The organism is Couchioplanes caeruleus, from assembly GCF_003751945.1.
Lineage (GTDB): Bacteria > Actinomycetota > Actinomycetes > Mycobacteriales > Micromonosporaceae > Actinoplanes > Actinoplanes caeruleus.
In genome coordinates this window covers 2582751-2608152 of the sequence record NZ_RJKL01000001.1, presented here as the reverse complement: position 1 = coordinate 2608152, position 25402 = coordinate 2582751, and the positions used below count along the sequence as shown (strand labels likewise).

The following is a 25402-nucleotide window of genomic DNA, read 5'->3' as shown; positions in this document are numbered from 1 at the left end:
GCGCTCTTCTTCTTGCGATGCGTACACGGCGAAATTCCCGGCTCGGGCCGGCGGAGGCCGACCGGCTGATGGCCGGCGACCCCGCCGGTGCCGAACTCCGTGGGCTGGCCGCTCTGCTCGACGCCGCCAAGGCGCCCGCCTCCCCCCGGGAGCTGGCCGGCGAGCGGGCTGCGGTGGCCGCGATCGTGGCGGCGTATCGGGACGCTGAAACGACCAGCCTGCCGAGAGGAAGACGCCGTGTACGCATATCACCGCCCGTCAGGACGGCCGCTGTGAAGGTGGCGGCCGGAGTGGCTGTCCTGGCGGGCGGTGGTGTCGCCCTGGCGGCGGAGACTGGGCATCTCCCCGCCGGGGCGCAGCAGCAGGCCCACCGCCTGTTCTCGGCCGTCGGCGTCCCCGCGCCGGCGCCCGAGACCACGTCCGCACGACCCCCGTCCCCGGCTCTCCCCGCGCCGTCCCCCCAGACATCCGCCCGATCGGCGCCCGGCCCGTCGCCCACCGGCGGGCCGGCGTCGGCGGATCCGGCCGTACCCGGGCTCTGCCGGTCCTGGGCCGCACAGCAGGAACCGCACGGCAAGGCGATGAACGCCGCCTCCCGCCGGGACCTCATCGCCGCGGCCGGTGGCGAGGACCGCATCGCAGACCTCTGCGCGGCTCAGGCCGGCGCACCGAGCACCACCCCGGCGCCGGAGGAGGTTCCGGGAGACAAGCCCGATGACGGCAAACCGGACCACACCGGCAAGCCCGCTCAGCCCGGCAAGCCGACCGCCACGCCGGGCGACGGCGAGGGCCGGGACAGGACGCGAGGACCGAAGTGATCGTCGAGCCGGTCTTCGTCGACCGCACCGGACGCCGCCGCCGCGTGGTCGCGCTCGCCGGCTCGGCGGGTGCCCTCGTCCTCGTCCTCGCCGCCGTCGCGCTGATCGCCGGATTCACCGGCACCGTCCCGGCGTCGCTGCCGGGATGGGCGGAGTCCCGTACGGAGCGGCTCCGCGGTGACGCACCGGAACGGTCCCCGGCGCCGTCCCTGAGCCCGCGCATCCGCACCGCCGTCCCGGCGGCACCCACGAGCGAGCCCGGCCGCACCGCCACCACCAGGCCCACGCCCGGCGCGTCGGCGAGCACCTCCGCCGCGGCACAGGAACTGGGCAACCGCCGGCGGATCCCGACCCACACCCCGGCGGCGCCGCCGGGGAAGAAGAACTGACATGGGCAAACGCGCGCTGCGGCGGGAGCCACGGGCCCACTGGGTCCTGCTCGTACTGGCCCTGATCGTGCTGCTGGCGGAGCTGAGCCTCAACGGCTACGTGAGGCACGTCGGCGGCGAGGGCGACGGATCGGCGCCCACGCCCTCCTCCGCCCCGGCGCCGGCCGCCGTCACCGGCGGCGCGGCCGTCCAGCGCCTCGGCCCCGGCGCCGCCGTCAGCAGCCGCGGCATGCCGGCCAAGACCATCGCCCTGACCTTCGACGACGGCCCGGACGCCCGCTGGACCCCGGCCGTGCTCGACGTGCTGGCCCGGCACCGGGCGCACGCCACGTTCTTCCAGGTCGGATCGCAGGTCAACGAGCACCCCGAGATCGCGCGCCGGGTGCTCGCCGAGGGCCACGAGATCGGCGTGCACACCTTCACCCACGCCGACGTCGCCACGCTGCCGGACTGGCGGCTCGACGCCGAGCTCACCCTGACCGCCAACGCGGTGGCCGCCGCCACCGGGCGCCGGCCGGTGCTGCTGCGCCCGCCGTACTCGTCGGGACCGGCGGCCGTGACCGCGGCCGACCACCGCGCCCACCGGCGCGCCGCGGAGGCCGGCTACCTGCTTGTCCTCACCGATCTGGACACCGCCGACTGGCGTCGCCCGGGCGCGGACGCCATCGCCGCCGCGGCCCGTCCCCGGGGCACGGCCGGTGCGGTCGTGATGATGCACGACTCCGGCGGCGACCGCGCGCAGACCGTCGCGGCCCTCGACAAGCTCATCCCGGCCCTGACGGCGAAGGGCTACCGCTTCGTCACCGTCTCGGAGGGTCTCGGCCTGACCGCGATGCCGCCGGCGAGCACCGGGCAGCAGTGGCGGGGACACGCCTTCCGCGCCGCCCAGTCCGTGGGGGGCTGGCTCGCCGACGCCCTCACCCTGCTCATGCTCGTCGCCGTGGTGCTCGCCGCGCTGCGGCTGCTGGCCCAGCTCGTCAGCGCCCGTCTGCACCTGCGCCGGCTGCGTCGCGAGAGTCGCCCGCCGGCGTACGTCGGGCCGGTCTCGGTGATCGTGCCCGCCTTCAACGAGGCCGCCAACATCGCGGAGACCGTACGGTCGCTGGTCCGCAGCGACTACCCAATCGTCGAGGTCATCGTGGTCGACGACGGCTCCACCGACGGCACCGCCGACATCGTCGAACGCCTCGGCCTGCTCGGCGTCTACGTCCTGCGCCAGCCCAACGCCGGCAAACCCGCGGCCCTGAACCACGGCATCGCGTACGCCCAGCACGACATCCTCGTCCTGGTCGACGGCGACACCGTCTTCGAGCCCGACGCGATCGGCCACCTCGTGCAGCCCCTGCGCGACCCGCGCGTGGGCGCCGTCTCGGGCAACACCAAGGTGGCGAACCGCGGCGGCCTGCTCGGCCGCTGGCAGCACCTCGAATACGTGATCGGCTTCAATCTCGACCGGCGCATGTTCGACGTCGCCGAGTGCATGCCGACCGTTCCGGGCGCGATCGGCGCCTTCCGCCGCCAGGCCGTCGACGCCGCCGGCGGGGTGTCGGCGCAGACCCTGGCCGAGGACACCGACTTCACCATGGCGGTGCTGCGGACGGGCTGGCGCGTCGTCTACGAACCCCGCGCCGTCGCCTGGACCGAGGCTCCCGCCTCGCTGCGCCAGTTGTGGCGGCAGCGCTACCGCTGGTGCTACGGCACCATGCAGGCGATGTGGAAGCACCGCCACGCGCTGCGCGAGCGCGGCCCCGCCGGCCGCCTCGGCCGGCGCGGCCTCGGCTACCTCCTGCTCTTCCAGGTCCTGCTGCCGCTCACCGCGCCGATGGTGGACGTCTACGCCGTGTACGGCGCGTTCTTTCTCGAGCCGGCCACCGTCATCGCCACCTGGACGGGCTTCACCGCGGTCCAGGTGGCCACGGCCGCGTACGCCCTGCATCTCGACGGCGAACGCTGGACGCCGCTCTGGAGCCTTCCGCTGCAGCAGATCGTCTACCGGCAGCTCATGTACCTGGTCGTGATCCAGTCGACCGTGATGGCACTGCTCGGCGGCCGGCTGCGCTGGCACCGGATGGTGCGCACGGGCGCCGCGACCGCCCACGCCGCCGCGACAGCCCACGCCGCCGCCACGGCCCACGCCGCCGCTACGGCCCGCGCCGCCACCGCTACCGCCCATGTCGCCGCCGCGGCCCGCGTCGCTTCCCGCTCCGAGTGGCCGGCGGGTGCCGCCGCGGCTCACCCCGGCTCCCGCCCCGAGTGGCCGGTGCCCGAGCAGCTCTCCCGCCGCCCGGCCGACCTGCTGAACCAGGCGCGGCCGGCCGTCCCCGCGCCGCGCCGCCGCGAGCGCTGGCCGATCAACTAGGGGACGTCGTAGGTGTTCAGCCGGCCGACGGCCGCGGCCGGACCGCCGAGGTCATACCGGTCGACCGCGACGTAGTTGGGCTTCTTACGGGCCGCCGGGGTGCAGAAACGCTCGGCCCGGTTGAGCACCTTGGCGTTGTCATTCGAGCTCGTGGCCGGGATCGGCACGTCGCGGAAGTGGTTCATGACGAACAGCGGACGGAAGCCCGGCTCGGTGTGCGTGAGCGGGATCGTGCCCGGGCCGCCGTACCAACGGCTGTAGCAGGACCAGTCCGAGGTGCCCGTGCCGGGCCCCATCGACCAGTAGTTCTCGACGGTCCACTCCCGCTGGTACTGCACGCCGAAGCTGTCCCGGGTCAATCCGGCGGCCTGGTCCGCGGCACGGCTGTGATCGGTGAACATCAGCAACCGCTTGTCGCGCTCGCGCAGGTCGGCCAGGCGCGGCCACCCGTGCTCGCGGACGCCCTCGAGGTCCGGGCGGATCAACATGTCGGCCAGGCCGGGCACCCGTGCCAGCTCGGCACGCAGCACCGTGGGCGGCACGTAGTCCTCCAGGAAGACCGTGGCGATCTCGGACGGGTGCGCCTGCAGATAGTCGACGATGCGCTGGAGGTCGACCCACAGCGCCACCGGACGCACGACCAGAGTGCAGTTGTGGTGGCAGAGGATCGCCCCGTCGGGCGTCTGGTGGATGTCGAACATAAAGCCGCGTACGCCGTCCGCGAGCTGCTGATCGATGCCGCGCGCCTGGTTGGGGAAGAGGTTGAAGATCGGCGGGGCGAAGCCGCCGTCGACGCCGTTGGCGAACGCGTTGTGCGCGGTCAGGAACGTCACCTGGTCGAGAGTGCGGTCGCCGTCGGCCGGTACCGGGGTGCGCGGCGGCATCAGCGGCGTCAGATACCACCGGGCCTGCCTGCCGTCTGCGCCCAGGGCGAGCGCGTCGGCCCAGACGTCGCCGGTGGGCACCACGCTCAGATAGCGGTCCGCGCCCGGGTCCTTGACCGCGTACTGGTCGTCGCGGGCCGCCGTGATCTGCCACCGGGTCTCCGCCGCCGCGCAGGAGGCCATGGTGGGCGCGCCGCCGGAGCGGGCGAGGCAGCGGCCGGGCAGGTCGAGGTTCTCCACCTGGTACTCCGCGCCGTCGGCGCGCACCACCCACTGCTGGTGGTCCTCGTCGCCCTTGGGCCGATGCTGCAGGACGGCGTCGCCGCTCGCAGCGGTGTTGAAACCGGTGATGACGCTCTGCAGGTAGTAGGAGCCCGGCACCACGGGCGCCGCTGCTGCGGCGCCCCCGGTCGGCGTCAGCGTGACCAGCAGGACGGCAACGAGCACAGGTACGGCGCGGACGACGGCGGACAACGGGCGCATGCGGTGGCCCCCTGCGACTCCGGCACGCGGGGCCGCGCGCGGAATATCATGATGACCGTCTATACGCTCGCCGGAGAGATCTTGCAATGGAGCCGCCGTGGCGGCTCCATTGCGGACAGGACGGCCTCCCGGTCGCCCGTGTCAGCGTGGGCGGCTTCCCGGTCGCCCGTGTCAGCGTGGGCGGCCTCCTGGTCGCCCGTGTCAGCGAGAGCGGCCTTCCAGTCGCCGGTGTCGATGCGCTACAAGTCTGCCCTGCTTGAATCTCGCCATGGTGCCGCTGCCGAGGCTAGGAAGGGGCCCCGGTCTCGCGGCAGACGGCGAAAGTGGGCTCTTGTCGCTCGGGGTGGCCGACTGTCAGCTCGGGCATTGCTCTTTCCCTGCCGCGCGCAAAGTCCGCGGCTAGGCTGAGGCCTGCGTTGTTTGTCCTCCTGTGAGGTGCCCGTGTCGCAGCCGGTAGAGGTGGACGTCGTCATCGTGGGCGGCGGTCTCGCCGGGCTCGCCGCTGCCCGGCGCCTGGATCGTGCGGGCGTCGAGTGGCTGCTCGTCGAGGCCGCCGACCGCATCGGCGGCAGGGTCGCCACCGACGTCGTCGACGGGTGGCGGCTCGACCGCGGCTTCCAGGTGCTCAACACCGCGTACCCGAGGGTGCCCGCGCTCGCCGACATCGACGCCCTGGACATGCGCTACTTCACGCCCGGCGTGCTGGTGCGCCGAGGCGGCCGCCTGCACCGCCTCGAAAACCCGCTGCGCGACCCGACGACCGCGCCGCAGGCCCTCGGCAGCGGCGTCGGCTCCCTCACCGACCGGCTGAAGTTCGCGGCGCTGGCGACGCGCTGCGCCACGTACCCGCCGGAGAAGTTGCTCCACGCCCCGGAGATGAGCACCCAGGAGGCGTTGCGCAAGGCCGGTTTGTCGCACCGCATCATCGAAGAGGTGCTGCGCCCCTTCCTGTCCGGGGTCTTCGCCGACCGCGCCCTGGACACCTCCAGCCACGTGCTCGCCATGATCCTCCGCTCGCTCGCCCGGGGACGAATCGGTGTACCGGCCAACGGCATGGCGATGCTGCCCGCCGCCGTCGCCGGGCCGCTGCCGTACCCGCAGCTTCTCGTCAACGCCCGGACCCTCGCCGTGGAGCCGGGCCGGGTCATCACCGAGGGCGGCGAGATCCGCTGCCGGGCCGTGGTGGTGGCCACGGACCCGGTCACCGCCTCGGAACTCCTGCCGATGCTGCCCAGGCCCGACATGCGAGGCCTGACCACGTACTACTTCGGCGCCCCGCACGCCCCCATCGACGAACCCACCCTGCTCCTCGACGGCGACCGCCGCGAGATCGTGGCCAATACGGTCGTCATGTCGAACGCGGCCCCCGAATACGCTCCCGCCGGCAAGTCCCTGATCGCCGCCTCGACGGTAGGCGTGGCAGCCCCCTCCGGTGCGTCGGAGACGGTGCTCCGGGTCGAACTGGCCCGCCTGTACGGCGTACCGACGGACGACTGGGAACTGATCAGTGTGATGCCGATCCCCCACGCCCTCCCCGCGGCGCCGGTGCCACAGACTCGCCTGCGCAAACCGGTGTCACTGGGAGACGGGCTGTTCGTGGCGGGCGATCACCGCGACAGCCCCTCGATCCAGGGAGCGCTGGCGGGTGGCTGGCGTACGGCCGGAGCGGTCCTGGCATCTCTGGGCGCCTTCGCAGGCGCCGGGCGGTCCGCCGGCCCCGCGTGACGGACGGGGCGCGGGTCGGGGATAGATCGCTGGCTTGCGCTGGACGCCGCGGGATAGGATCGCCGCCGGTAAGGGGCGGTAGCTCAGTGGGTTAGAGCAGGGGACTCATAATCCCTCGGTCGCGGGTTCGAGTCCCGCCCGCCCCACCAGCAACAACGGAATGCGAGTCCGCCATCGATCGGCTCTCGTGACGCGGGACATGACGCAAGCGTTGCTAACGTTCCGCGTATGACGCGACCGGCGGTCCCCCGGCAGCGACAGCGGGGAACGATCGACACCCTTCCGAGCGGCGCCCTGCGGGTGCGCGTCTACGCTGGTGTGGACCCGCTGACGAAGCGCCGGCACGACCTCACTGAGATCATCTCTCCCGGGCCGAACGCGGCCCGCGAGGCTGAGAAGGCCCGCACGCGGTTGCTCAGCCAGGTAGACGAGCGCCGCAATCCGCGGACCCGGGCTACGGTGAACCAGCTCCTAGACCGCTGGCTGGAGGTACTCGACGTCGCGCCTTCCACCCGGCGCGGCTACGTCCTGAAGCTTGAGAAGCACATTCGGCCGATGCTCGGCAGCATCCAGGTCGGCCGAGTGGACGCCGAACTGTTGGAGACGTTCTATGCGCGGCTGCGCAAGTGTCGTGATCACTGCGACGGACGACGGTACGTGCAGCACCGGACGCAGCGGGCGCATGATTGCGACGAACGGTGCGGACGACACGCCTGCAAGGGCTTAGCGGCTTCCACGATTCGCCAGATTCACTGGATCCTTAGCGGCGCGTTCGACCGGGCGGTGCGGTGGAAGTGGATAGCTCTCAATCCCGCGGAGCAGGCCGACAAGCCAGCGCTGCCGCATCCTGATCCCAAGCCGCCGACGGCCGCCGAGGCGTCCCGCATTGTCGTCGAGGCGTGGCGGGATCCCGACTGGGGGACGTTCGTCTGGTGCGCCATGACGCTCGGCGCGCGGCGGGGTGAGCTGTGTGCGCTGCGCTGGCAGCATGTCGATTTCACGAGCAACGTGGTCACCCTTCGCCGCGCGATATCGATCGGTGAGAGTGGCGAACTGGTGGAGAAGGATACGAAAACTCACCAGCAGCGACGCGCAGTCATCGATAGCGACACCGCCGAGGTGCTTGCCGAGCACAAACGCCGCTGGGAAGCGCGCGCCGAGGCGCTGGGAATCGACCTCTCGCCGATGGCATTCGTGTTCTCGGCAGCCCCAGATGGCAGCACGTTTCCGGTGCCGGACACGATGACGCAGAGATACGACCGCTTGGTGAAGCGTCTCGGCATCGACAGTCATTTGCACACACTGCGGCACTACTCGGCCACAGAACTGATTGCGGCGGGGACCGATATTCGTACCGTGGCTGGCCGGCTGGGGCATGGCGGGGGAGGGGCGACCACGCTTCGCGTGTACGCCGCCTGGCTGAGCGAGGCGGATCAGCGTGCCGCGTCGGTTCTCTCTGGGCGGATGCCGGAACGTCCGACCGCTGTTGATTCGGGCTCGACGTCGTCGACTGCTCGATCTCCGCGTCGACCGCCAGCGCCGCGAGCGGCGAAGAGCGCCGCTTTCGAATGGTGGGTGACCGCGCGCCGGGCAGGAACGTTGCCGACTGGCGCGGAAGTGGCGACATTCGCCAATGTTGATCCGAGTGTTGGCCGGCGTTGGCGTCGCGAGTGGCTTGCCGCAGAAGAGCCGACAAGCAGCTAGCGCGGCCCTCGTCGCCCGTTACCGTGCTGAGCGCCTAGACTGGTGCGCACCATTGATCGAAGGCGGGAGTCGGAGTGCGGAGCTCGGCCGATGGGTGAGGTCACCGCGAACGTGGAGAACACCGTTCGTGGCTGGATCAGCGCGGGCGAGTACGGCCCTGGCGCGCGCCTTCCCTCGGAACGGCAGTTGGCCGCCGAACTAAGCGCTGGCCGCACGACAGTCCGGCTTGTGCTGGCAAGGTTGGCCGCCGAAGGACTCATCCGATCGGAGCACGGCCGCGGCTACTTCGTCTGCGAGCAGTCCCGGTAGCGTTCTCGGCATGGACGACGCGAGTGACCTCCAGCCCTGGCGGATCCATGGCGAGCGCACGATTTACGACAACCCCTGGGTTCGACTGACACTCGTCGACGTTGAGCCGCCGGGAACCAAGCGGTTCGAACACCACGTTGTGCATCTTCAGCGTGTCGCCATTGCGGCGGTGATCGACGACCAGGACCGCGTACTGATGATGTGGCGGTACCGCTTCGTGCCTGATCGATGGGGTTGGGAGCTCCCCGGAGGCATTGTCGAGGCCGGCGAGGACTCCGCCGCTGCGGCAGCCCGCGAGGTCGAGGAAGAGACCGGGTGGCGGCCGGCTTCGCTGACTCGGATAGCCACGTTCGAGCCGATGATTGGCATGGTTGATTCGCCGCATGAGGTCTTCGCCGGCACCGGGGCCACGTATGTAGGCGAGCCGACCGAGATCGAGGAGGCTGGACGTATCGAGTGGGTGCCGCTCGCCAAGGTGCGCGACATGATGGCCCGCGGGGAGCTGGCCGGTTCGGGCACGCTGGTTGCGCTGTTGCACGTGCTCGCGTTCGGGAAGCCGAGCGTCACATCCGCTGTATGAGCCGCTCGACCCGCTGACGGTGCCGAATGGAACCGGTCCGGGTCGCCAGAGACCGCGCTTCCCGTAGCTGTGCTCGCGCCTGGTCCATCTCGCGTCGTACGAGGTACGCCTGCGCGAGATCACAACGCAGTCCGGCCTGCGCTCGGATGAACGTGCCGTCCATGGCTTCGAGCGCGACTTGGAGGTCGGCCGTGGCTCTCTCGTCGCCGAGCAGGGCGAGCGAGTGGCCGCGCCAGCGCGTGAGGTGCGCCTCGTTCAAGAAGACGCTGCGGAAGTCAGCATCCCTGTCTTCCGGCCCTGCGGGAAGCACGGCAGCCGCTCGATCGATGGCCCGGCGGCAGTCGTCCGTCATGCCCGCCAACGCGTACAACTCTGCTTCCGCGGCGTGGAGCCATGCGGTAAGCCGAGGCGAAATCTGCTTTCCGCCGACCCGTTGGGCTTCGGCGATGAGTTGGGCTGCCAGGTCGGGCTTGCCGGCATCTGCGAGTACATACGACTGCTCGCCCATGGAGTGCGCCAGGTGCGCGGCGGAGTCCGCCTCCCGAGCTGCGCTTTTCGCCAACTCGTAATGGCGCCATGCTCGGTCGGCCGCGCCAACGTCGAGTGCCTGCCATGCCGCCATGGAGGCCGCTTCGGCGAGTGCGAGGGCTAACGGCCGACGGGCTTCTGGAAGAACAGCGAACGCGAGCGTCTCTTGGAGGTGGCCGAGGTGCGCGTGCACTTGGTCGACCAGCGCGGCCGCTCCTAGCTGCCGATCCATGGTGCGCAGTAGCTCCGTCTGTTGAGTCACCGTCTGCACGATCGATGTGCCGACTGTGCGGGCTGACTCAATCCTCAGTAGAAGCTCTTCGTAGCCGTCGACGAGCGTGCCGGCCGTCGAGGTGGTGTCAGCCTGCAGTTCCGCGTCGGTCCATCCGAGGAGGGCGCGGAGAATCGCGGCGTACTTGGAACTGAGGGGTCGGCGGCCGTTCTCCCACTCGGAAACGTAGACGTGCAGGCTCGACTTCGAGGCTATGTCGAGGTCCTTGCGCCGCGCGTACTCTTCAATCTCGCGTACGAGTCGGGCCTGGGACCAGCGCTTTGCATGACGTGCCTCTCGGAGTCTCACTGACCACCTGCCGTGCTCATCGATTGACTGTTGTCGACTTCAGCATGCCTCTGTAGCTGCAAGTTCTGAAGTCGTCAGGGGTTAACGCAGCGGCGTTAACCCCTGTTGGCTACCGGGGCAGCCTCGCTCGGCGTTTCCTTGGTGCAGCGAACAACTGCAGCCTCCGCAAGCATCTGGCACTCGCCAACCTTGACGCTGGTGCGCACCAGTTCGATAGACTGGTGCGCACCAGTTGAGGCTGGGACAGAAAGAACGACGGCCGCCGGTGCAGCAACACCGAGCGGCCGTCGAAGACGGCTCCCGCGGCTGCAACCGCCGGAGCCAGGTACGCCAGTCCACCCAGGTCTAAGGGAGTTGACGCATGTCCAGTGTAGGACGCTCCGCAGCCGGTCTACCGAAGTTCCTCAGCGTGGCCGAGACAGCTCGCGCCCTCGGTATGTCCGAGATGACGCTGTACCGAGCCATCAAGGCCGGCGAGTTCCCCGCGATTCGGATTCGAGGCCGGCTCATCGTGCCGTCCCGTGTGCTTGAGGAACTCGTAAACGCCGCTGTCTCGGAGAACGGCGCTGTCAATGCCGCCGCATGGGCCCAAGCGGACCTGCCGATGGCTGCGACCTCAAGGAGGGACCGCTGATGCGCGTGGTCGAAGCAGCCGCCGGCGGTGTGGTGGCGACGGTGGTAGTCGTCCTGGTGATGGACCGAATCGCCATCTCGGCTGACCTGGTGATCGCGGGTGCGGTGGCGTTCCTGGTCGGCTTCCTCTTGGTGATGCTGCGCTCGGATCGGCAGTACGTCGAGCGCGGCCGGAAGTGAGGGTCGACTGATGATCGGCCTTCTATACAAGCTGGTGTCTGGCAAGGCGTGGACCACGGTTCGCAGCGCGACGGCAGAGTTCGGGCCGCCGCCGGGGGCGGTCTATCGCGATGAGCTGGCCTGCTTCAGCGACGCCGAATTGTACGCCTATGGCGACGCGATTCTCGTCGCTGCTCGACGCCGTCAGCGTCGTCGGGCGGGTTTTCCGGTGGCATAGGCCGGGGGTCGGACCAGGTAGCAGCCGGCCCGAACCCCGAACGCTTATCGTCTCACGGCCGCCACGGATGGACGACGGTCTGTCGGTGATCGGGCGGCACAGCACCGTGGTGGTCGGGCTTGCCCCTCAAGGCCGGGGCAGGGCCAAGACTTCTTTGTCGAGCTGCCGCAAGCGGCAGCCGTTTCTTCTGGGCTAGCGCCCTGGCTACTCCGCCCCGTCTCCCGGTCAAGGGGTCCGAAGGATCTTGGCCGCCCTTCGGGCCGCTGCGCTCGTCCAAGATCCTTCGGCCTGATCCCTTGACCGCGAGCCTCTCGGGGCGGAGTGGGTCGCCATTACGGCGGAGGCAGAGCCACCGCCCCGCCCTACGGGCGCTAGCAAACCGATTCGTCACTCGCGGCCGCTGCCGCACAAGCCGAGGGAGCAAGGACATGCGACTCACCAACCGTTGGGGCTGGATCGACGACGACGCCAACCGGCGCCGTGACCGGGAAGCCGCCGAGCGTCGGGAGCGGCGCCGCGCCGAGTACGAGGCCGCCGAGGCGCAGGCCAACACCGCGGAGACGATCCCGCCGACCGGAGGGCACCACCGCAGCGACGGCCAGTGAGCTGCCGCGGGGGTCGGGCCGAGTAGCAGTCGGCCCGGCCTCGCGCCGACGACGAGGGAGGTGAGCACCATGACCACTGCGACGCTAATCCGGGCCGAGGTCGCGGACCGGATCGCCGGACGCGTGCTGACCAAGACCTATCTCAAGAGTTGCGGCGGACTCGACCTGGTGCGGATGTGCGCCTGCCAGTACGGCCGGTGCGGGCACTGCGGCATGGGCCAACACGACAAGTGCACCACCCGGGTCGGCTTCCACAACCGGCCGCCGCTCGAGGCGCACACGCACATCGTCGGCCGTCGCGGGTCCGCGCTCGCCGCGGTCCGGACGACTGGGACGCCGTGCCGTTGGGTGTGCCCCTGCACCGCATGCGCCCAGCCGGAGCCCGCCAGCGAGCAGAGGCCGGAGGCGGTGGCGTACCGACGGGTCCGCGGTGAGCTGCGTCCCGGCGACACCGTGTGGCTGCACCCGAGAACCCTCACGTCGCCGGCCGTCTGCTGGCAGCAGCCCCGCGCCACCGTCGTGCGCACCGAGCGCGCCAGCCTGTACGCCGTCGTGCAAGTCGGCCAGGCCGAGCACCGTATCCACGTCGACAACATCCGCCGCACCGACCCGGGCGCCGCACACGGCGTCGTACAGGTCAAGGCCAAGCCGCGACCGGCGATGCCGGACGGCTTCGAAGAGACGCCTCTGTTCTGACCCTGCTTTTTGAGGAGATACCAGTGATGTCTGACGTTCGGATACAGACCTTCGAGGACGCCTGCAGGGTCGGCGCGTACGCGCTCTCGCGGCGGTGGGCGGACTCCGTTGGCGAGGTCGGGCGCGCTGCGGACGCAGAGATTGAGGAACTGGCCACCATGGCGGCGCTGGCCCACTGGCGACGCAGTGGCTTCCCACGCAGACCCACCGTGCGGCGCTCGCGGGCGCCGACCGGGTCAGCATCGCGGCCGCCATGGGTGTGACCGTGCAGGAGGCCGCCGCCTGTTGGCGCCGGTGGGCTCAGGGGCAGCGCGAGCTCTACGCGGCGGACGTCGCCGCCGGCAGGGACCGACCGATCGGGATCTCAGCTGAAGAATGCGCCGAAGTCGCGGCCGGCCTCGGGATCACCGCCAACGGATCACGAGTGATTTTCCGTGGTGTTCGGGACGCCTAGTAGTCGCCGCCCCGGCATCAGCAACACGTCTCGGCAGTAACCCGGAGCGCGACCACAAGGCCTGCAAACCCTGGCCGCGCCCCGGTCTCCCCTTCCAGCTTCACCCGTCAGGAGAGACCCCCATCAAGTCCGATCGGCACCTGCACCTGCAGCGTCAAGAAACCATCGACCGCAACCGCGCCCAGCGCCTCGCCACCGAGCGCGAAGCCCAGCGGCAGGCCGACGAGCGCCGCGCCGCCCAAGCCGCCCGCAAGGCCCGCTGATGGCCGCCCGGACACCCGCGCGTGACACCGGCTGCCGCGCCGGGCGCACAACCCGCGATGAACTGCAAACCCGCCTCGACCGCAACGAACAGGCCCGCGCCGAACTGCACCAGGCCGCCGCCGAGCGACTCCGACGCCGCTACCGCTGACGCTGACCGCTTCCGCACGGAAACCGTTACTTCGCAACGGTTTCCGTGCGGTGGCCGCCAGATCGGCGCCAGGAAGGAGATCCCTGATGGCCACCAAGGAACCCTGCCGTACCTGCCGAGGCAGCGCCACCTGCCGTACTTGCAACGGCTCCGGCAAGACGTGGTGGGCCGGCAAGTACGTCGCCTGCGACGGCTGCTCCGGCACCCGCCTGTGCGCTGACTGCGGCGGGAGAGGACACCGCTGATGGCAGATCACCCGAAGGCCGGAACGCCGCAGTGGTACGCGGCGCTGGCCGAGCTGCGCACAGCGGCCCGGGAAGGGCTGCAGCGCCTTGACGAGCGCGACAAGAACAACGAGCGGAAGGACAAGAACTGATGGCGACCAACGACACCGAGCTGGCGAAGACTGCCGCGGCCGCGCTGCGTCGAGGCGACAAGAAGACCGCGGCTGCCGCGGCAGGACTGATGTCCCCGCAAGCGCAGCGGCAGGTCCTGGACCGTGCGGGCAAGCGCCTGGCCAAGGAGGGTCGACGCTGATGGCCAAGCGTGAGTACGGCCACCGCCTCGGCAGGAACGGCAAGCCGCAGATCGTGGAGACCACCCTGCCCCGGCACCTGCGCGGCTACGACGAGTACAGCGTGCACAGCTTCACCGAAGGCCCGATCAAGCGGCTGCTCAGCCGCAAGCACGGCCGGTGACTTCGCCCGGAGCGCGACCTCATGGTTTCGCGGCCCTCGGTCGCGCTCCGGCTCCCACTCGGTCCTTCCTCAGACCAGGAGAGACAACCATGTTCGCAGACCTGACCCGGCCCGCCTGATCCAACTCCACCTGCCGGCAGCGCATCGTCCGCCGGCCGGGGGCCTGACCCCACGCATGCACAAGGTCGGGACGAGTAGCAGTCGCCCCGACCTCCCCCATCAATCAGTCAGGAGAGGTCACCAGTGAGCCAGCAGACAGCTGTCGCAGAACAGGAAGCCGCCGCAGCGCGCAGAGCGCTGCCGATCGAGGCGCGGCGGCACGCCGCCCGCGTCATGTACGGCGAAAGCGTCACCGCCGGCATGCCGATGACCGCCCACGAGCTGGGCGAGGCGTTCGGCCGCAGCGAACGCTGGGGCCGCGAACGGATGACCGAGGTCCGAAACGATCTTGCCGTTTCTGCCGAAACTGCCGTACCTGCCGACGACCCGAACCCGGCAGAACCCGAGCACATCGAGATACTCGAAGCGCCGAACACGCCGGCAGACCAGGCACCGCAGACCGACGAGGAGACGCCAGAGCAAGAGCACTCCCAGACCGACCCCGGCCGGGATCAGGACTCCGGCGACACCGTGACGCCGCGGGACACGGCGCTGACGCTGGCGACGCTGGTGCAGCACACCCGGATCCGGTGGGGCGTGCGCGCCACCCTTGGCCTGGGTGTGGTCGCGTCCACGGTGGCCAACGTCCTGCACGCGCACGACAACCCGATCAGCCAGACCATCGCCGCGTGGCCGCCGCTGGCGCTGCTGGCCACGATCGAGCTGATCTCCCGAGTGCCGGTGCACCGCCGAGAGCTGTCGGTGCTGCGGTTCGCCGCCACGGCGGTGATCGCCGGGATCGCGGCGTGGGTGTCCTACTGGCACATGGCCGACGTGATCGCCCGCTACGGCGAGACCGGCGCCAGCCCCTACCTGATCCCGCTCACCGTGGACGGCCTGGTCGTGGTCGCCTCGGTGTGCCTGGTCGAACTGGGCAGCCGCATCCGCGCCCTGTCGGCGGAGGTGACGAAATGACCAACCTCGCCGACATGGCGCACGTGACCAGCCAAGAAACCCACGTGTGGCGCGAATGCCGCGGCTGCGGCGCGTCGGCGCCCATGGCGCCGGAGGTCAACCGGTGCGCCAGGTGCGACGGAGAGGGCGGGTCGGTCAAGCCGGCTCGCCGGCCCCGGTCGGACGCCGGACAGGTCCGGCTTACCGAGCGGGACGTGGCGGTGTTCCGCTGGCTGGCGGACATGAAGGCCATCTATGAGGACGATCTTGCCGCGCTCGCGGCGCAGGTGCCGGGTACCCCGTGGACGGCGGCCGGGCGTCGGCCATCCCTGCGGCGGCTGCAGGGCATGGTCGGCCGCTGGCAGCGGGCCGGCTACGCCGACGCGCGCAGGCTGGTCAACGGTGTTCCGCGGATCGTCAGGCTGACCCGCGCGGGTGCCGGCCTGGTAGGCGTGGACAGCTTCCGGGAGACCGCAACGGTGACGGCGTTCCACCAGTGCGAGGTCTCTCGGCTGCGGCTGGTGCTGGAGGGGCGACGGTCACCGTCGCTCGGCCGGCTGACTGCATGGGAGTCCGAGCGGGCGTTCCGCTCGGATCTCGACGCGTTGGGTCTTGCCCGCCGCGGGCAGGCCGGACGCGAGGCGGTACACGTCCCGGACGGTGTGGCCACCTACGAGCGCGGCACCCGCGTCGCGGTCGAGGTCGAGCGCAGCGCCAAGTCGCCAGCGCGGCTGGCCCGGATCGTCGAGGAGCTGCTGACCAACTACGAGGTGACCTTGTACGCGGTGGCGGGCAACGAGGTCCGCAACGCGGTCGCCGCAGCCGAGCGCAACGCACGAGCAACCCTCGCGCATCGTCAGGTCAGCCCCGACCGGATCGGCGCCCTGTCGATCATCGACATCCCGCGGGAGGTGGCGTGATGCGCGGGTTCCGCTGGACGTGCGGCGTGCTGTTCGCGCTCGCACTTCCGGTCGGGGCGCTGGCCACCGGGCTGGCGTACCTAGTCCTGCGCCGTCGGTGGTCGGATCGGCTGGTCGCCGCTCTCGTAGTCGCAGTGGGCGCGGCGGCGACCTGGTGGGCCATGGGGACGCTGAGCTACTGGACGGCGTGGCTGCACATCGGCGCGCACCTGGTGCGGCTGTCCGACCGACCCGCCAGCGCCGGTGAGTGGACGACAGTCGTCGGCATCGGCCTGACCCTCGGGCCGGCGCTGGGTGGCGTGCTGTGGCTGGGCACGCAGGCGCATCGGGAGCGGTCGCCGTTCGACGGGGCGGACGAGCGCGAGCACCGCCGGTTGTGCGAGGAGCGCCGCCGCCTGGTCGTCACGCACCTCGCGCAGCGCGCCCGGCATACCGGGCGCCGCCCGGTCGCTGTCATCGCGCGGCCCCTGGCCGTCGAGATCGGCGACGGACGCGGCCCGATCGTCGGTCGTTTCCAGCGCGGCGATCTGCGCGGCGCGTGGCGGGTGCATGGGCGGGTGCGGCTGCCGATGAACAGCCCGAACAACCGGCACCTGCTGATCCTGGGGGCGACCGGGTTAGGCAAGACCGAGACCGCGTTGACGATCGCGGAGTGGGCTGCCCGCCACGGCCGGCAGGTGATCTACCTGACCTGCAAGGAGCCACCGTCGACGCGCAAGTCGGTGGCGCCGCGGCTGGCCGCGGCTGCCGCCGAGCACCGTTTGCGGTTCCGGGCGCTGACCGCCCGGACGGCGCCCTACGATCCGATGCGCGGTGACCTGGCCGAGGTCCGCGACCGGCTGATCCGCATCGAGGAGTGGGGCGACCGGTACTGGGCCGCAGTGGCGAACACACTGGTCGCGCTAGCGCTGGAGTTGAACGCCGAGCAGGATCGCAAGGTCGATGCGCTGCCGGACCTGGTGTACTCGCTCGTGCGGGGCCGGCTGGCGAACCTGGCGAAGAAGTCATCGGACCCGCGGGTGGCCGAGCTGGTCGAGGCGTTCAACTACACCGACCTCGGTGGCGCGCTGATGCGCTACGCGTCGATGGCGATCCACCTGCGCGGCTGGATCGGCCCCGCATCCGCCGGCGGCTGGTCGTTCGAAGACACCGACATCGCGTGCATCGAGCTGCCGACGGTCAGCCGGCCCGAGGCCGCCACGGCGCTGATGCGGCTGATCCTGCGCGATTTCGGCGCCTACCTCGTCGATCCGCGGCGTCGTCAGGTCGGCCCGGACGGGCAGCCGAAGCCGGTCGTCATCGTGATCGAGGAGGCCGGGGCGGTCTCGGGTGACCCGGTGATCGGCCGCGAGTTCGTCAACCAGGTGGAACGCAACCGCGACGCGGGCGCCTACAGCGTGTTGACGGCGCAGGACCCGACCGGCTTCGGTGGCGGGCACACCTGGTCGGCGCTGTCCACCAACGCTGTGGTGATGACCTACCGGCAGAGCGAGCAGGCCGAGCCGGTGGCGAAGCTGGCCGGCACCGAGCGGGTCACCGAAGGCGGCGCCGACTACGACACCGACAACACGCTCAAGAGCCAGGGCGTGGCCCGCCGCCAGCACGCGTTCAAGGTGAACCCGCAGATGCTGCGTACGCTCGGCGTGGGCGAGTTCGTGCTGATCTCCGCGGGCCGGTACGCGAAGGTGGCCGCGGCCCTGTCACGGCTGTCGTTCCGGCTGCCGTCCGTGCCAGCCGTGCACGCGGCCGTGGAGGCGATCGAGTCAGCGCGGGTAGCAGCCGCACTGCCGACCGCCGAGGCGAAGCAGGCCGACACCGACGCCCACCCGGGCGGCGACAATCCCGTGCCACATGGCCCGATCCTCTTCTAGCAGGACTGCAGCCCACCTCTGAACCGACACAGCCCGGGAACGCCCGCCGACGCCGCAGCAGCGGCCGGCGGGCGTTCTGCTTGCCGACAGCCGACCATCGCGGGCAATCCCGGATTGTGTCGGTGGGTAGTCGTAAAGTCACGGATATGGATGTCGCGGTGCGGGCGCAGAGAGCGGCGGAGTCTCTCGCCAAGTACGTGCTGCCGTTGTCGTTCACCGACTGGTCGGCCGTGCGGGTCACCGCAGAGCTGACGCGCAGAGTGGTCGAATGGGGCGTTGACCACGGATGGAGAGTGCGGCGCGAGGTGCCGAGCATCGCCGGGCTTCCCGGCGCGCATCCGGACCGGCCCGGCTATCTCGATGTGGTGTGCGAGCGTCTCGACGGCCCGCCGATAGCGGTGGAGATCGACCGTACGGACAAGCAGTGGTCGGCGCGCAAACTGTTGTGCGAGGCCGACGCCGGTGCGGTCGCGGTCTGGGTGCGCTGGGCCGACGCCAAAACGTGGATCGTTCCTCCGTCTATCGGCGTGGTACGGGTACCGACCACGGTGAGCCGCATCGGAGGCCGCCGGCTGTACTCGCGCGCCGCATCGCAGTATCCGCCGACGGACGCATCGAACGAGGCGACTGAGCGCCAGGGCGCCATCGTACGGCCGGCGATGGAGACCGCAGGCGCGCGTGGCGAGGCGCGACTGTGCCGCGCTTCGACGCGCAAGGGTCACCCCTGCCCCATCAACGCCCGACCATCCGGCCTCTGCCATGTCCACGACCCGGAAGTGCAGTGCGGCGCGGTGAAGAAGAACGGCCAGCGGTGCACCAACGCCACCGGCGGCGGCCGCTGCGCCAAACACCGCAACGGCCCGGCGTTCGAGGACGCCGCCACGCTGCTGTAGCCGGCCCCGCTGTGTTCGAGGGCTCGCCTCACACCGGGGGCGTCCCCCTCACCGGTGACAGACCCTGGGGATGGCCTGCCTGGTCAAGGTGGAGCGCCCTACCGGACGAACGACCTTGACCAGGCAGGCCATCCCTAAAGGAGGATGACGCCGGGGAGGGGGACGCCCCAGCGCGACTAGACCGCCAGGCGCAACCCAAACCGGGTCCCGCTCTGGCCCTGGCCAGCCAGGGTCCAAAGCGAGCAGTGAAGAAAGACTGCGGCCCCGGAAGCGACTGACAAAATGCGCCGAGAACCCGCCTAAAACCCGCCGCAGTTGCGCGGGTTTTAGTTCGGGTTTTCGACCGGGATTTAGACCACGTTGTGGCTGCTCACCCGCCCTGCCCAAGGCAGCCCACACCACACCCCAACCCCAATCACGCTTCGCTTATGTGATCGGGGTTGGGGTGTGGTGTGGGCAGGGCAGGGCGGGTGAGCAGTAGGTGGTGGGTGGTTGGTGGGGTGTGTGGGTGGTTGGTGTGTGGGTTGGTAACTGGTAGTGGGTGGTTGCGGTTGGGGGACGACGCTTCGCGCGTCCCCAAGTGCGGATCGAGCTGCGCTCGATTCAGGGTAAAGATCGTGTGCTGGTTGATGTCGTGTTGCCTTGCCGGTGTACGTGGTCTGTGGCCGTTGTCCGGTTCGCTGTGGCGTTCCGCTGTGACGTTGGCGTGGCCCGCGTGTGTGGGCTTGAGTTGTTGTCGTGCTGTTGGGCGGTAGTGCAGTTCCGGATCTGTTGCTCGGTGGTTGAGTTCTGCTGTCGTCGGTCGGTAGCGGCGTGTGGATGGTCGCGTGCTGCTGTGGCTCGTGCTGCTGTGTGCCTTGCCGTGCCCGCCGTTCGCAGGTTCAGAGGCTGGATCGATCCTCCAACCGCGGGTGTGTAGGAGAAGTGCGGTCGGCGGGGCAAGCCCCGCAGCCCTCTCCGTTTTCCTATAGATGGACCGTTCTTCCGGGTTGGTCCGGTTCGGCGTGGGGTGTTGCGCTGGCCGTGCCGGGGGTGGTCCCGGCAGGGTGGTCAGCCCCGCGGGACCGGGATGTCTGCCGCCTGGTTCGTGCTCCGTTGCGGTTGATCAGCCTCTGGTCATGCTCGGCGCGAGTTGCGGTTGGGCGACGACGCTTTGCGCGTCGTCAAGATCGGATCGAGCTTCGCTCGATATAACCCGTGGGCGGCGGGGTCTGCATGGCCTCGTCCCGGCCTGCGAGCATAAGAGGGCATCTGATCCTCGATCGGGTTGATTCGTGTTTGCGGGCAGTTGGTGGCCGTGCTGGCTCGTTGGCAGGGCATGGGGATGGAGCGACGTCCATATCGATCGGACCTGTCGGATGCGCGGTGGGCGGTGATCGAACCGGTCCTGACGCAGTGGCGGGCCTCTCGGCCAGGACTCGGGATCAACCCGCCGGTACACGATCTGCGGGAGATCGTGAACGCGATCCTCTACGTCACACGCACCGGGATCGCCTGGGAGTACCTGCCGCACGATTTTCCGCCGGCCAAGACGGTGTACGACTACTACGCCAAGTGGGAGAAGGACGGCACGACGCAACGGATCCATGATCTGCTGCGTCGCAGACTCCGGCAGGCGCATGGCCGTGACGGCTCACCGAGCGCGGCGGTCATCGACGCGCAAAGCGTCAAAACCTCCTGCAACGTAAGGGAATCCGAGCAAGGCATCGACGCGGCAAAGAAGATCAAGGGCCGTAAGCGGCACATCGTCACCGATACCCTCGGGCTCCTGCTGGCCGTGGTGGTCACCGCGGCGTCCGTGTCGGACACCGCCGCCGGTCGGGGCCTTCTCGACGAGGTGGCCGCCTCGCATCCCACGGTGCGCAAGGTCTGGGTCGATGGCGGCTACCAGACCACCGTGTGGCGGCGCGGCGCCCGACATGGCATCGACGTCGAGAGGGTCACCCGCCGTCCGGCGGAGAAAGGCTTCCGCGCGTTGCCGCGCCGGTGGGTGGTCGAGCGCACCTTCGGCTGGCTGATGCAACACCGCCGGCTTGCCCGCGACTACGAGTCCCTGCCCCAACGATCACGCACCATGATCCTCTGGGCCATGGCTAACACAATGTCCCGCCGATTGGCAGGAGAATCCACCCAAACCTGGCGCGACTAAACACCGCCAATCCGGGTCAGACCCGGCTGCCCGGGATCAGATGCCCTCTAAGAGGTTGCGGCCTGCGCATCGGTGCAGTAAGGGCTTGTGGAGTTGCGGCCGTTTCGTGTTCCACCAGAACGCAGCCTCTGCGCGGGAATCATTAAGGTTAGGCTGACGGTCCACGCATCTTTGAGCGCGTCGGACGTCCGTCTGGCGTCCGTGCGACCATCGGAGCACTCATGCCGTCGACCTACGACTTCTCCACGCTATCGCCGTCGGACTTTGAGCTCCTGGTACGAGATCTACTTTCGGCGGAGTACGGCTGGAGGATGGAGGCGTTTGGCCATGGGCCAGACGGCGGAATCGACCTGCGCTCCGTCTCCGGATGCCAGAAGATCGTTGTGCAATGCAAGCACTACGCAGGTTCTCGGTTCAGTGACCTTAGGCGCGCCGCTAGGCGAGAGAAACCTAAGATCGCTAGCGAGAAGCCAGACCGCTACATATTCGTAACGTCACAAGACCTGAGCCGCACCCAGAAGGACACGCTGGCCGATGATCTCAAGCCTTACCTGCAGGGACCTGAAGACCTCCGCACTCAGCTAGATCTAAATGAGGCTCTTTCCCGCTATCCGCTCATCGAGCAAAGTCACTTTAAGCTTTGGCTCGCTTCGGTCGCCGTCCTTGAGCGCGTGGTCCATAGTGGTCTATGGGCTCGCAGCGAGGCGCTCATGGAAGACGTATGCGATCGAGTGCGACTGTATGTCACGAATCCGACCTACGGCCGCGCCTCCGAAATGCTCGAAGCAACGCACGTGTTGGTCCTCAGCGGGTCTCCTGGGGTTGGCAAGAGCATGCTTGCTGACATGCTGGCGCTCAAGTACTGGCACGAAGGCTGGCAGATCGTTACGGTCTCGTCTGATATCGACGAGGGGTGGCAGGCGTACCAAAGAGAGCGGAAGCAGCTCTTCCTCTATGACGACTTTCTAGGGCAGACGGATCTCAGTGAGCGTCAGAGCAAGAACGAAGGTTCTCGCATAGCGCGCTTCATCGATCGGATGCGCCACCCCGATAAGCGTTTCATCATGACAACCCGGTCGCAAATTCTTCGACAAGCTGAGCAACGTGATGAACCGATAAGGCGAGGCAACTTTAGGCTAAACGAATTTGCCATCAAGGTGTCTGATTATGGGCTCGTGGAGAGAGCGCGAATTCTCTACAATCACCTCTACTTCTCCGGCTACCCTCGTGAGCTAGTTCGACTTTATGTGGCGTCGGCTCGTTACTGGCGGGTCGTGCAGCACCCGAACTTCACGCCGCGGATCGTGGAGCAAGTTCTGAAGCGGCCTGCGGCCGCTGCCGACGAATTGGCGGCCGATTTGGAGGCTGCGTTAGACCATCCTCTTGAACTCTGGCAGACCATGTTCACTACGGTTCTCTCAGAGACTGCGCGGCAACTTGTGCTCTCGCTCGCAGCGCTGCCGCCTAAGGGCGCAGACGCGGAGGACCTGCGACGCATCGTCATTGGGCGCTCAACGCCTATTGACTATACTAACGCGCTCAAGGCACTGGAAGGCACTTGGTTGCGCATCGACACAATCCAGGAGCCGCGGAAGAAGATCACAATCACTTATGCCAACCCAAGCTGTAGGGATTTTGTTCTCTCGTTTCTTGATTCAGAGCCGGATTACTTCGTAGAGCTGATTCTCCAATTAACTGAACTGCCCCACGTTCAGATGGCGATGGCATACTGCATGGCCGAGGCTAATGGGACGCTGAAGTACCCCCGTCTAGCAGCTACTGTCCGTTCATCGGCCGAACGAGTATCCGAACATATCAAGGAGATTTCCACTGGACTTGTCGCCTACGAGGAGCTCGAGCCCAACTGCTACACCTGGAGTACCGAAAGGTTTAGTGCATTAGTTCACTTGATTGAGCCTGCCAGAAAAATGATGCCAACGGTTACCGCTTGGTTCATAGAGTTGGCGACGGACGCAATTAGGGAACACGAGGAAAGGATCGGCTTCGATCCAGATGACCTGCACGTTTTGGTGGCGGCCGTGATGCAGGTGTGGCAAGACGAGCGAAACGAAGACTGGACGACCGCCCATCTCGAGACGACGTTCAGAGCATGGGCCAAGGTCCCGTTGAATTCGGACCAGGTCGTAGTCCTTGCCCGGGATGCCGCTGATTGCGACAGGTTCTTTGAAGGGCGTACAGCGTTGGGCCCCATTGCTGAGGAGGCAGCGTTGGAAAATCTTAGGGAGGAAATGAGCAACATTCTATACGATGCCGATTCCCTCGATGAGGCACTTCAGTGGTTATCGCAGATCGAAGACGCCGCTCACGAACTTGGACTAATTGATCAGTTGCGTGGTTACATTGAAATGGAGCGAGACACGATCTTTGAGCGGGATGACGAAGGTGAGATCGGTGGACGACAGAGGTCCTCTTCTGGAGGCGGAGATGACGATAGCGAGGAAGTTCGTTTAACGCCGTCGCCGGAAGAATCAAGAGATATCAACGCGCTTTTCAGGCACCTAGGCTAGCGAGCCGCCTCCGGCGTCCCGCGCGAGCTGCTCGTGATGCCCACGCGCCTTGCCGCTCCACTCGCGGCGCGCGACGACGGCAGGCCAGCGGCGCACACATCAGGCGAAACAGGCCGACACGGAGCAGCGAGCTGCCTAAGCTGAGCGAATAACGCAGCAACATGTACATGTGAAGTGCGACGGCCAAACCCCGACCCTTCTCATCGAGGCTGCCTCGCCCGCGGAGGACGTCGCTCAGGTGGACGAAGACCGACAATCGGGGGTCAAGATGACCCTACAACAGCACTGACGGTCCCGTAGAGATCGATTGGGCGTCGTGCGCGATTCAGGGTGCCCGGCCCCACTTCTAAGTAGCCTTAGGGCTCGGCTTGGATGACCCTGCAAGCGCTGCAGTCGGCTTGCCGTGGCTCGGATCGTGGCACGAACTACCGACACAAAGTGCCTTCAGGGAAACACGGAGCCATGTCGGGTGACACCGCAGAGCCTGGTGGAAGGCTCGGATGCTTCCGTCATGGCCCCTTCTAATCCGTCGCTCGTAGGTTCGAATCCTGCTGGGCGCGCCCTCGCTAAACCACGGCTCACACCTCTTGAAGGTCCATCGGTTGAAGACGCCTTGGCTTGGCTGGGAGCTCCTTGGTCCGCACTAAAGAGCTCAGTTCAGAATGCCCGGTTCAAGCTCACCACCCCTTGCCCCTGTGGACGGAGGCTTGGCGTTAGGGTGGGCTACAGCGTCGCGTGCCGGTGGCAGACCGTGTCAGGCATGGAGGCGCCGGACCGAAGGGAGCACGACGATGATGATCGTCGTCCCTTCGCCCTTCACTCGTGAGTGAGGGCGAGAAGGCCAGGCTGGTTGCCTGGAGTCGAGAGCTGCGCAGCGTCCATGACAGGCTGCGCCAAGCGCTGGCCGTCACCCGGCAGGCCCTCGCTGACGGCGAGCCGGTCGAGCCGGCTACCCGGGATCTGCTGCTGTTCTGTCACGGGTTCTGCGCCGCGCTCACGGCACACCACGCGGGCGAGGATCGTCACCTGTTTCCCGCGATCGCCGAGCAGTACCCTCAGCTACGCGACACGCTGCATTACCTACGGCAGGACCATTCGATGATCGCTCACCTGTTGGCCGGGCTGCAGGCTGCCGTAGCCCGTGGCGCCGCGCCTGCAGAGCTGCACCGGCATCTGGAGGGTGTGGCAGCGATCATGGAGTCGCACTTCAGGTACGAGGAACGTCAGCTGCTGACAGTCCTGGAGACGCTGGCACTGGACGCCGATCCGTACGCAGTGCTGGGACCTCTGTGACCGCCGGGCGTCGCAGGTGTGCGGCCGTCCCACCGGCCCTTGGAGATCAGCTCAGTATGAGGTCAGGAGGTTCCGAAGGCAGATGACGGAGCAGGCGAGACTGATCATGGCGCATCCCGGTCCGCACGACGAACAGGATGCCCGCCACCGCGGTCAGGTTGTCGACCCGTCGCCGTGCCGGGAAGCAATACCGCCGCGCCGGCGTCGGGATCAACGGCTCAAGCCGCGCCCACAACTCATCGTCAGAACCAGCTCGGACATGCCCGGCAGCCTCAACCTGTAGCAGCAGGCATCGACACACACCATGTGCGCTCATTCTGAACTGATCTCTAAGTGCTGTCCGAGGGGCAAATGCCAGGGGCCCCTTTCCGAATAGCCTGAGATGCGTGCCTGATCGGTTTGATCCGGTTCCGCTGGCAGATGTCGGTGGGCGAGTGCTTG

26 protein-coding genes and 1 tRNA gene are annotated in these 25402 nt (G+C 68.5%); 24 read left to right on the top strand and 3 right to left on the bottom strand.

Going from position 1 to position 25402, the window contains the following annotated elements; genetic code table 11:
- The first annotated feature begins 17 nt into the window (after nt 1-17).
- Genes EDD30_RS11400 through EDD30_RS11390 form a run of 3 tightly spaced genes read left to right on the top strand, consistent with a single transcriptional unit; the run spans nt 18 to nt 3566 of the window.
- Nucleotides 18-818, top strand: a complete 801-nt coding sequence (locus EDD30_RS11400) for a hypothetical protein (protein WP_143162689.1) — start codon at nt 18-20, stop codon at nt 816-818.
- On the top strand, nt 815-1207 hold the full coding sequence (locus EDD30_RS11395) for a hypothetical protein (protein ID WP_123678231.1): 393 nt from the start codon (nt 815-817) through the stop codon (nt 1205-1207). Before EDD30_RS11400 ends, EDD30_RS11395 begins: the two co-directional genes overlap by 4 nt.
- A gap of 1 nt (nt 1208) precedes the next feature.
- Nucleotides 1209-3566 carry a bifunctional polysaccharide deacetylase/glycosyltransferase family 2 protein gene (locus tag EDD30_RS11390; RefSeq protein ID WP_123678230.1) on the top strand — a complete coding sequence of 786 codons (2358 nt, stop codon included), beginning with the start codon at nt 1209-1211 and terminating at the stop codon, nt 3564-3566.
- On the opposite strand, the gene EDD30_RS11385 is transcribed toward EDD30_RS11390, so the two are convergent.
- The gene (locus tag EDD30_RS11385; RefSeq protein WP_071809432.1) at nt 3563-4933 is read right to left on the bottom strand and encodes a PI-PLC domain-containing protein; all 1371 of its coding nucleotides are present in this window, start codon (nt 4931-4933) and stop codon (nt 3563-3565) included. The two genes, EDD30_RS11390 and EDD30_RS11385, sit on opposite strands and share 4 nt — an antisense overlap.
- 441 nt (nt 4934-5374) lie before the next feature.
- Here EDD30_RS11385 and EDD30_RS11380 point away from each other — a divergent pair, with 441 nt between their 5' ends.
- The 5 genes from EDD30_RS11380 to EDD30_RS11365 all read left to right on the top strand — a co-directional run bounded on the left by EDD30_RS11380 (nt 5375) and on the right by EDD30_RS11365 (nt 9251).
- On the top strand, nt 5375-6658 hold the full coding sequence (locus EDD30_RS11380) for an NAD(P)/FAD-dependent oxidoreductase (protein ID WP_123678229.1): 1284 nt from the start codon (nt 5375-5377) through the stop codon (nt 6656-6658).
- A 72-nt stretch (nt 6659-6730) separates the two neighbouring features.
- A tRNA-Ile gene (locus EDD30_RS11375) sits at nt 6731-6807 on the top strand.
- A gap of 79 nt (nt 6808-6886) precedes the next feature.
- Nucleotides 6887-8362, top strand: a complete 1476-nt coding sequence (locus tag EDD30_RS11370; protein WP_071806338.1) for a tyrosine-type recombinase/integrase — start codon at nt 6887-6889, stop codon at nt 8360-8362.
- A gap of 90 nt (nt 8363-8452) precedes the next feature.
- Nucleotides 8453-8671, top strand: a complete 219-nt coding sequence (locus EDD30_RS39875) for a winged helix-turn-helix domain-containing protein (RefSeq protein WP_071806339.1) — start codon at nt 8453-8455, stop codon at nt 8669-8671.
- A 10-nt stretch (nt 8672-8681) separates the two neighbouring features.
- Nucleotides 8682-9251, top strand: coding sequence for an NUDIX domain-containing protein (locus EDD30_RS11365; protein ID WP_071806340.1), 570 nt, complete (start codon nt 8682-8684; stop codon nt 9249-9251).
- Here the strand turns inward: EDD30_RS11365 and EDD30_RS11360 are convergent.
- Complete coding sequence (locus EDD30_RS11360) at nt 9235-10359, bottom strand: NsdA family TPR-like regulatory protein (protein WP_071806341.1); 1125 nt, start codon at nt 10357-10359, stop codon at nt 9235-9237. The two genes, EDD30_RS11365 and EDD30_RS11360, sit on opposite strands and share 17 nt — an antisense overlap.
- Nucleotides 10360-10720: 361 nt before the next feature.
- Between EDD30_RS11360 and EDD30_RS11355 the strand changes: the two genes are divergently transcribed.
- The 5 genes from EDD30_RS11355 (at nt 10721) to EDD30_RS11345 (ending at nt 12690) form a co-directional block, all read left to right on the top strand.
- The gene (locus EDD30_RS11355; protein ID WP_071806342.1) at nt 10721-10993 is read left to right on the top strand and encodes a helix-turn-helix domain-containing protein; all 273 of its coding nucleotides are present in this window, start codon (nt 10721-10723) and stop codon (nt 10991-10993) included.
- The gene (locus EDD30_RS11350) at nt 10993-11172 is read left to right on the top strand and encodes a hypothetical protein (protein WP_071806343.1); all 180 of its coding nucleotides are present in this window, start codon (nt 10993-10995) and stop codon (nt 11170-11172) included. The genes EDD30_RS11355 and EDD30_RS11350 overlap by 1 nt, the downstream gene beginning before the upstream one ends.
- A gap of 10 nt (nt 11173-11182) precedes the next feature.
- Nucleotides 11183-11389 (top strand): hypothetical protein, encoded by a 207-nt coding sequence (locus tag EDD30_RS38235; protein ID WP_143162737.1) that lies wholly within the window; start codon nt 11183-11185, stop codon nt 11387-11389.
- Nucleotides 11390-11817: 428 nt separating this feature from the next.
- The gene (locus EDD30_RS39010; protein WP_170047342.1) at nt 11818-11994 is read left to right on the top strand and encodes a hypothetical protein; all 177 of its coding nucleotides are present in this window, start codon (nt 11818-11820) and stop codon (nt 11992-11994) included.
- A 69-nt stretch (nt 11995-12063) separates the two neighbouring features.
- Nucleotides 12064-12690 carry a DUF6248 family natural product biosynthesis protein gene (locus EDD30_RS11345; RefSeq protein ID WP_143162738.1) on the top strand — a complete coding sequence of 209 codons (627 nt, stop codon included), beginning with the start codon at nt 12064-12066 and terminating at the stop codon, nt 12688-12690.
- A 561-nt stretch (nt 12691-13251) separates the two neighbouring features.
- Here the strand turns inward: EDD30_RS11345 and EDD30_RS41440 are convergent.
- Nucleotides 13252-13386: a hypothetical protein gene (locus tag EDD30_RS41440; protein ID WP_280526141.1), complete on the bottom strand. Its 135-nt coding sequence runs from the start codon at nt 13384-13386 to the stop codon at nt 13252-13254.
- 20 nt (nt 13387-13406) lie between these two features.
- Between EDD30_RS41440 and EDD30_RS39005 the strand changes: the two genes are divergently transcribed.
- From EDD30_RS39005 to EDD30_RS11310, 11 genes are all read left to right on the top strand, one after another.
- A complete protein-coding gene (locus EDD30_RS39005; protein WP_170047344.1) occupies nt 13407-13556 on the top strand; it encodes a hypothetical protein in 150 nt (49 codons plus the stop codon).
- 244 nt (nt 13557-13800) lie between these two features.
- On the top strand, nt 13801-13932 hold the full coding sequence (locus EDD30_RS41435; RefSeq protein WP_280526140.1) for a hypothetical protein: 132 nt from the start codon (nt 13801-13803) through the stop codon (nt 13930-13932).
- Nucleotides 13932-14093 carry a hypothetical protein gene (locus EDD30_RS39000; protein WP_170047346.1) on the top strand — a complete coding sequence of 54 codons (162 nt, stop codon included), beginning with the start codon at nt 13932-13934 and terminating at the stop codon, nt 14091-14093. The genes EDD30_RS41435 and EDD30_RS39000 overlap by 1 nt, the downstream gene beginning before the upstream one ends.
- On the top strand, nt 14093-14254 hold the full coding sequence (locus tag EDD30_RS38995; RefSeq protein ID WP_170047348.1) for a hypothetical protein: 162 nt from the start codon (nt 14093-14095) through the stop codon (nt 14252-14254). Before EDD30_RS39000 ends, EDD30_RS38995 begins: the two co-directional genes overlap by 1 nt.
- A gap of 243 nt (nt 14255-14497) precedes the next feature.
- Entirely contained in the window at nt 14498-15328 is an 831-nt protein-coding gene (locus tag EDD30_RS11340; protein WP_244945204.1) for a DUF2637 domain-containing protein, read from the top strand.
- A complete protein-coding gene (locus EDD30_RS11335) occupies nt 15325-16227 on the top strand; it encodes a hypothetical protein (RefSeq protein WP_071806345.1) in 903 nt (300 codons plus the stop codon). Before EDD30_RS11340 ends, EDD30_RS11335 begins: the two co-directional genes overlap by 4 nt.
- A complete protein-coding gene (locus EDD30_RS11330; protein WP_071806346.1) occupies nt 16227-18098 on the top strand; it encodes a type IV secretory system conjugative DNA transfer family protein in 1872 nt (623 codons plus the stop codon). Before EDD30_RS11335 ends, EDD30_RS11330 begins: the two co-directional genes overlap by 1 nt.
- Before the next feature lie 80 nt (nt 18099-18178).
- Nucleotides 18179-18991, top strand: coding sequence for a hypothetical protein (locus EDD30_RS11325; RefSeq protein ID WP_143162739.1), 813 nt, complete (start codon nt 18179-18181; stop codon nt 18989-18991).
- A 1324-nt stretch (nt 18992-20315) separates the two neighbouring features.
- Nucleotides 20316-21140: an IS5 family transposase gene (locus EDD30_RS11320; RefSeq protein ID WP_211277928.1), complete on the top strand. Its 825-nt coding sequence runs from the start codon at nt 20316-20318 to the stop codon at nt 21138-21140.
- Nucleotides 21141-21361: 221 nt separating this feature from the next.
- Nucleotides 21362-23668: an nSTAND3 domain-containing NTPase gene (locus tag EDD30_RS11315; RefSeq protein WP_071803926.1), complete on the top strand. Its 2307-nt coding sequence runs from the start codon at nt 21362-21364 to the stop codon at nt 23666-23668.
- Nucleotides 23669-24490: 822 nt separating this feature from the next.
- Entirely contained in the window at nt 24491-24961 is a 471-nt protein-coding gene (locus EDD30_RS11310) for a hemerythrin domain-containing protein (protein ID WP_123678228.1), read from the top strand.
- Nucleotides 24962-25402: the final 441 nt, after the last annotated feature.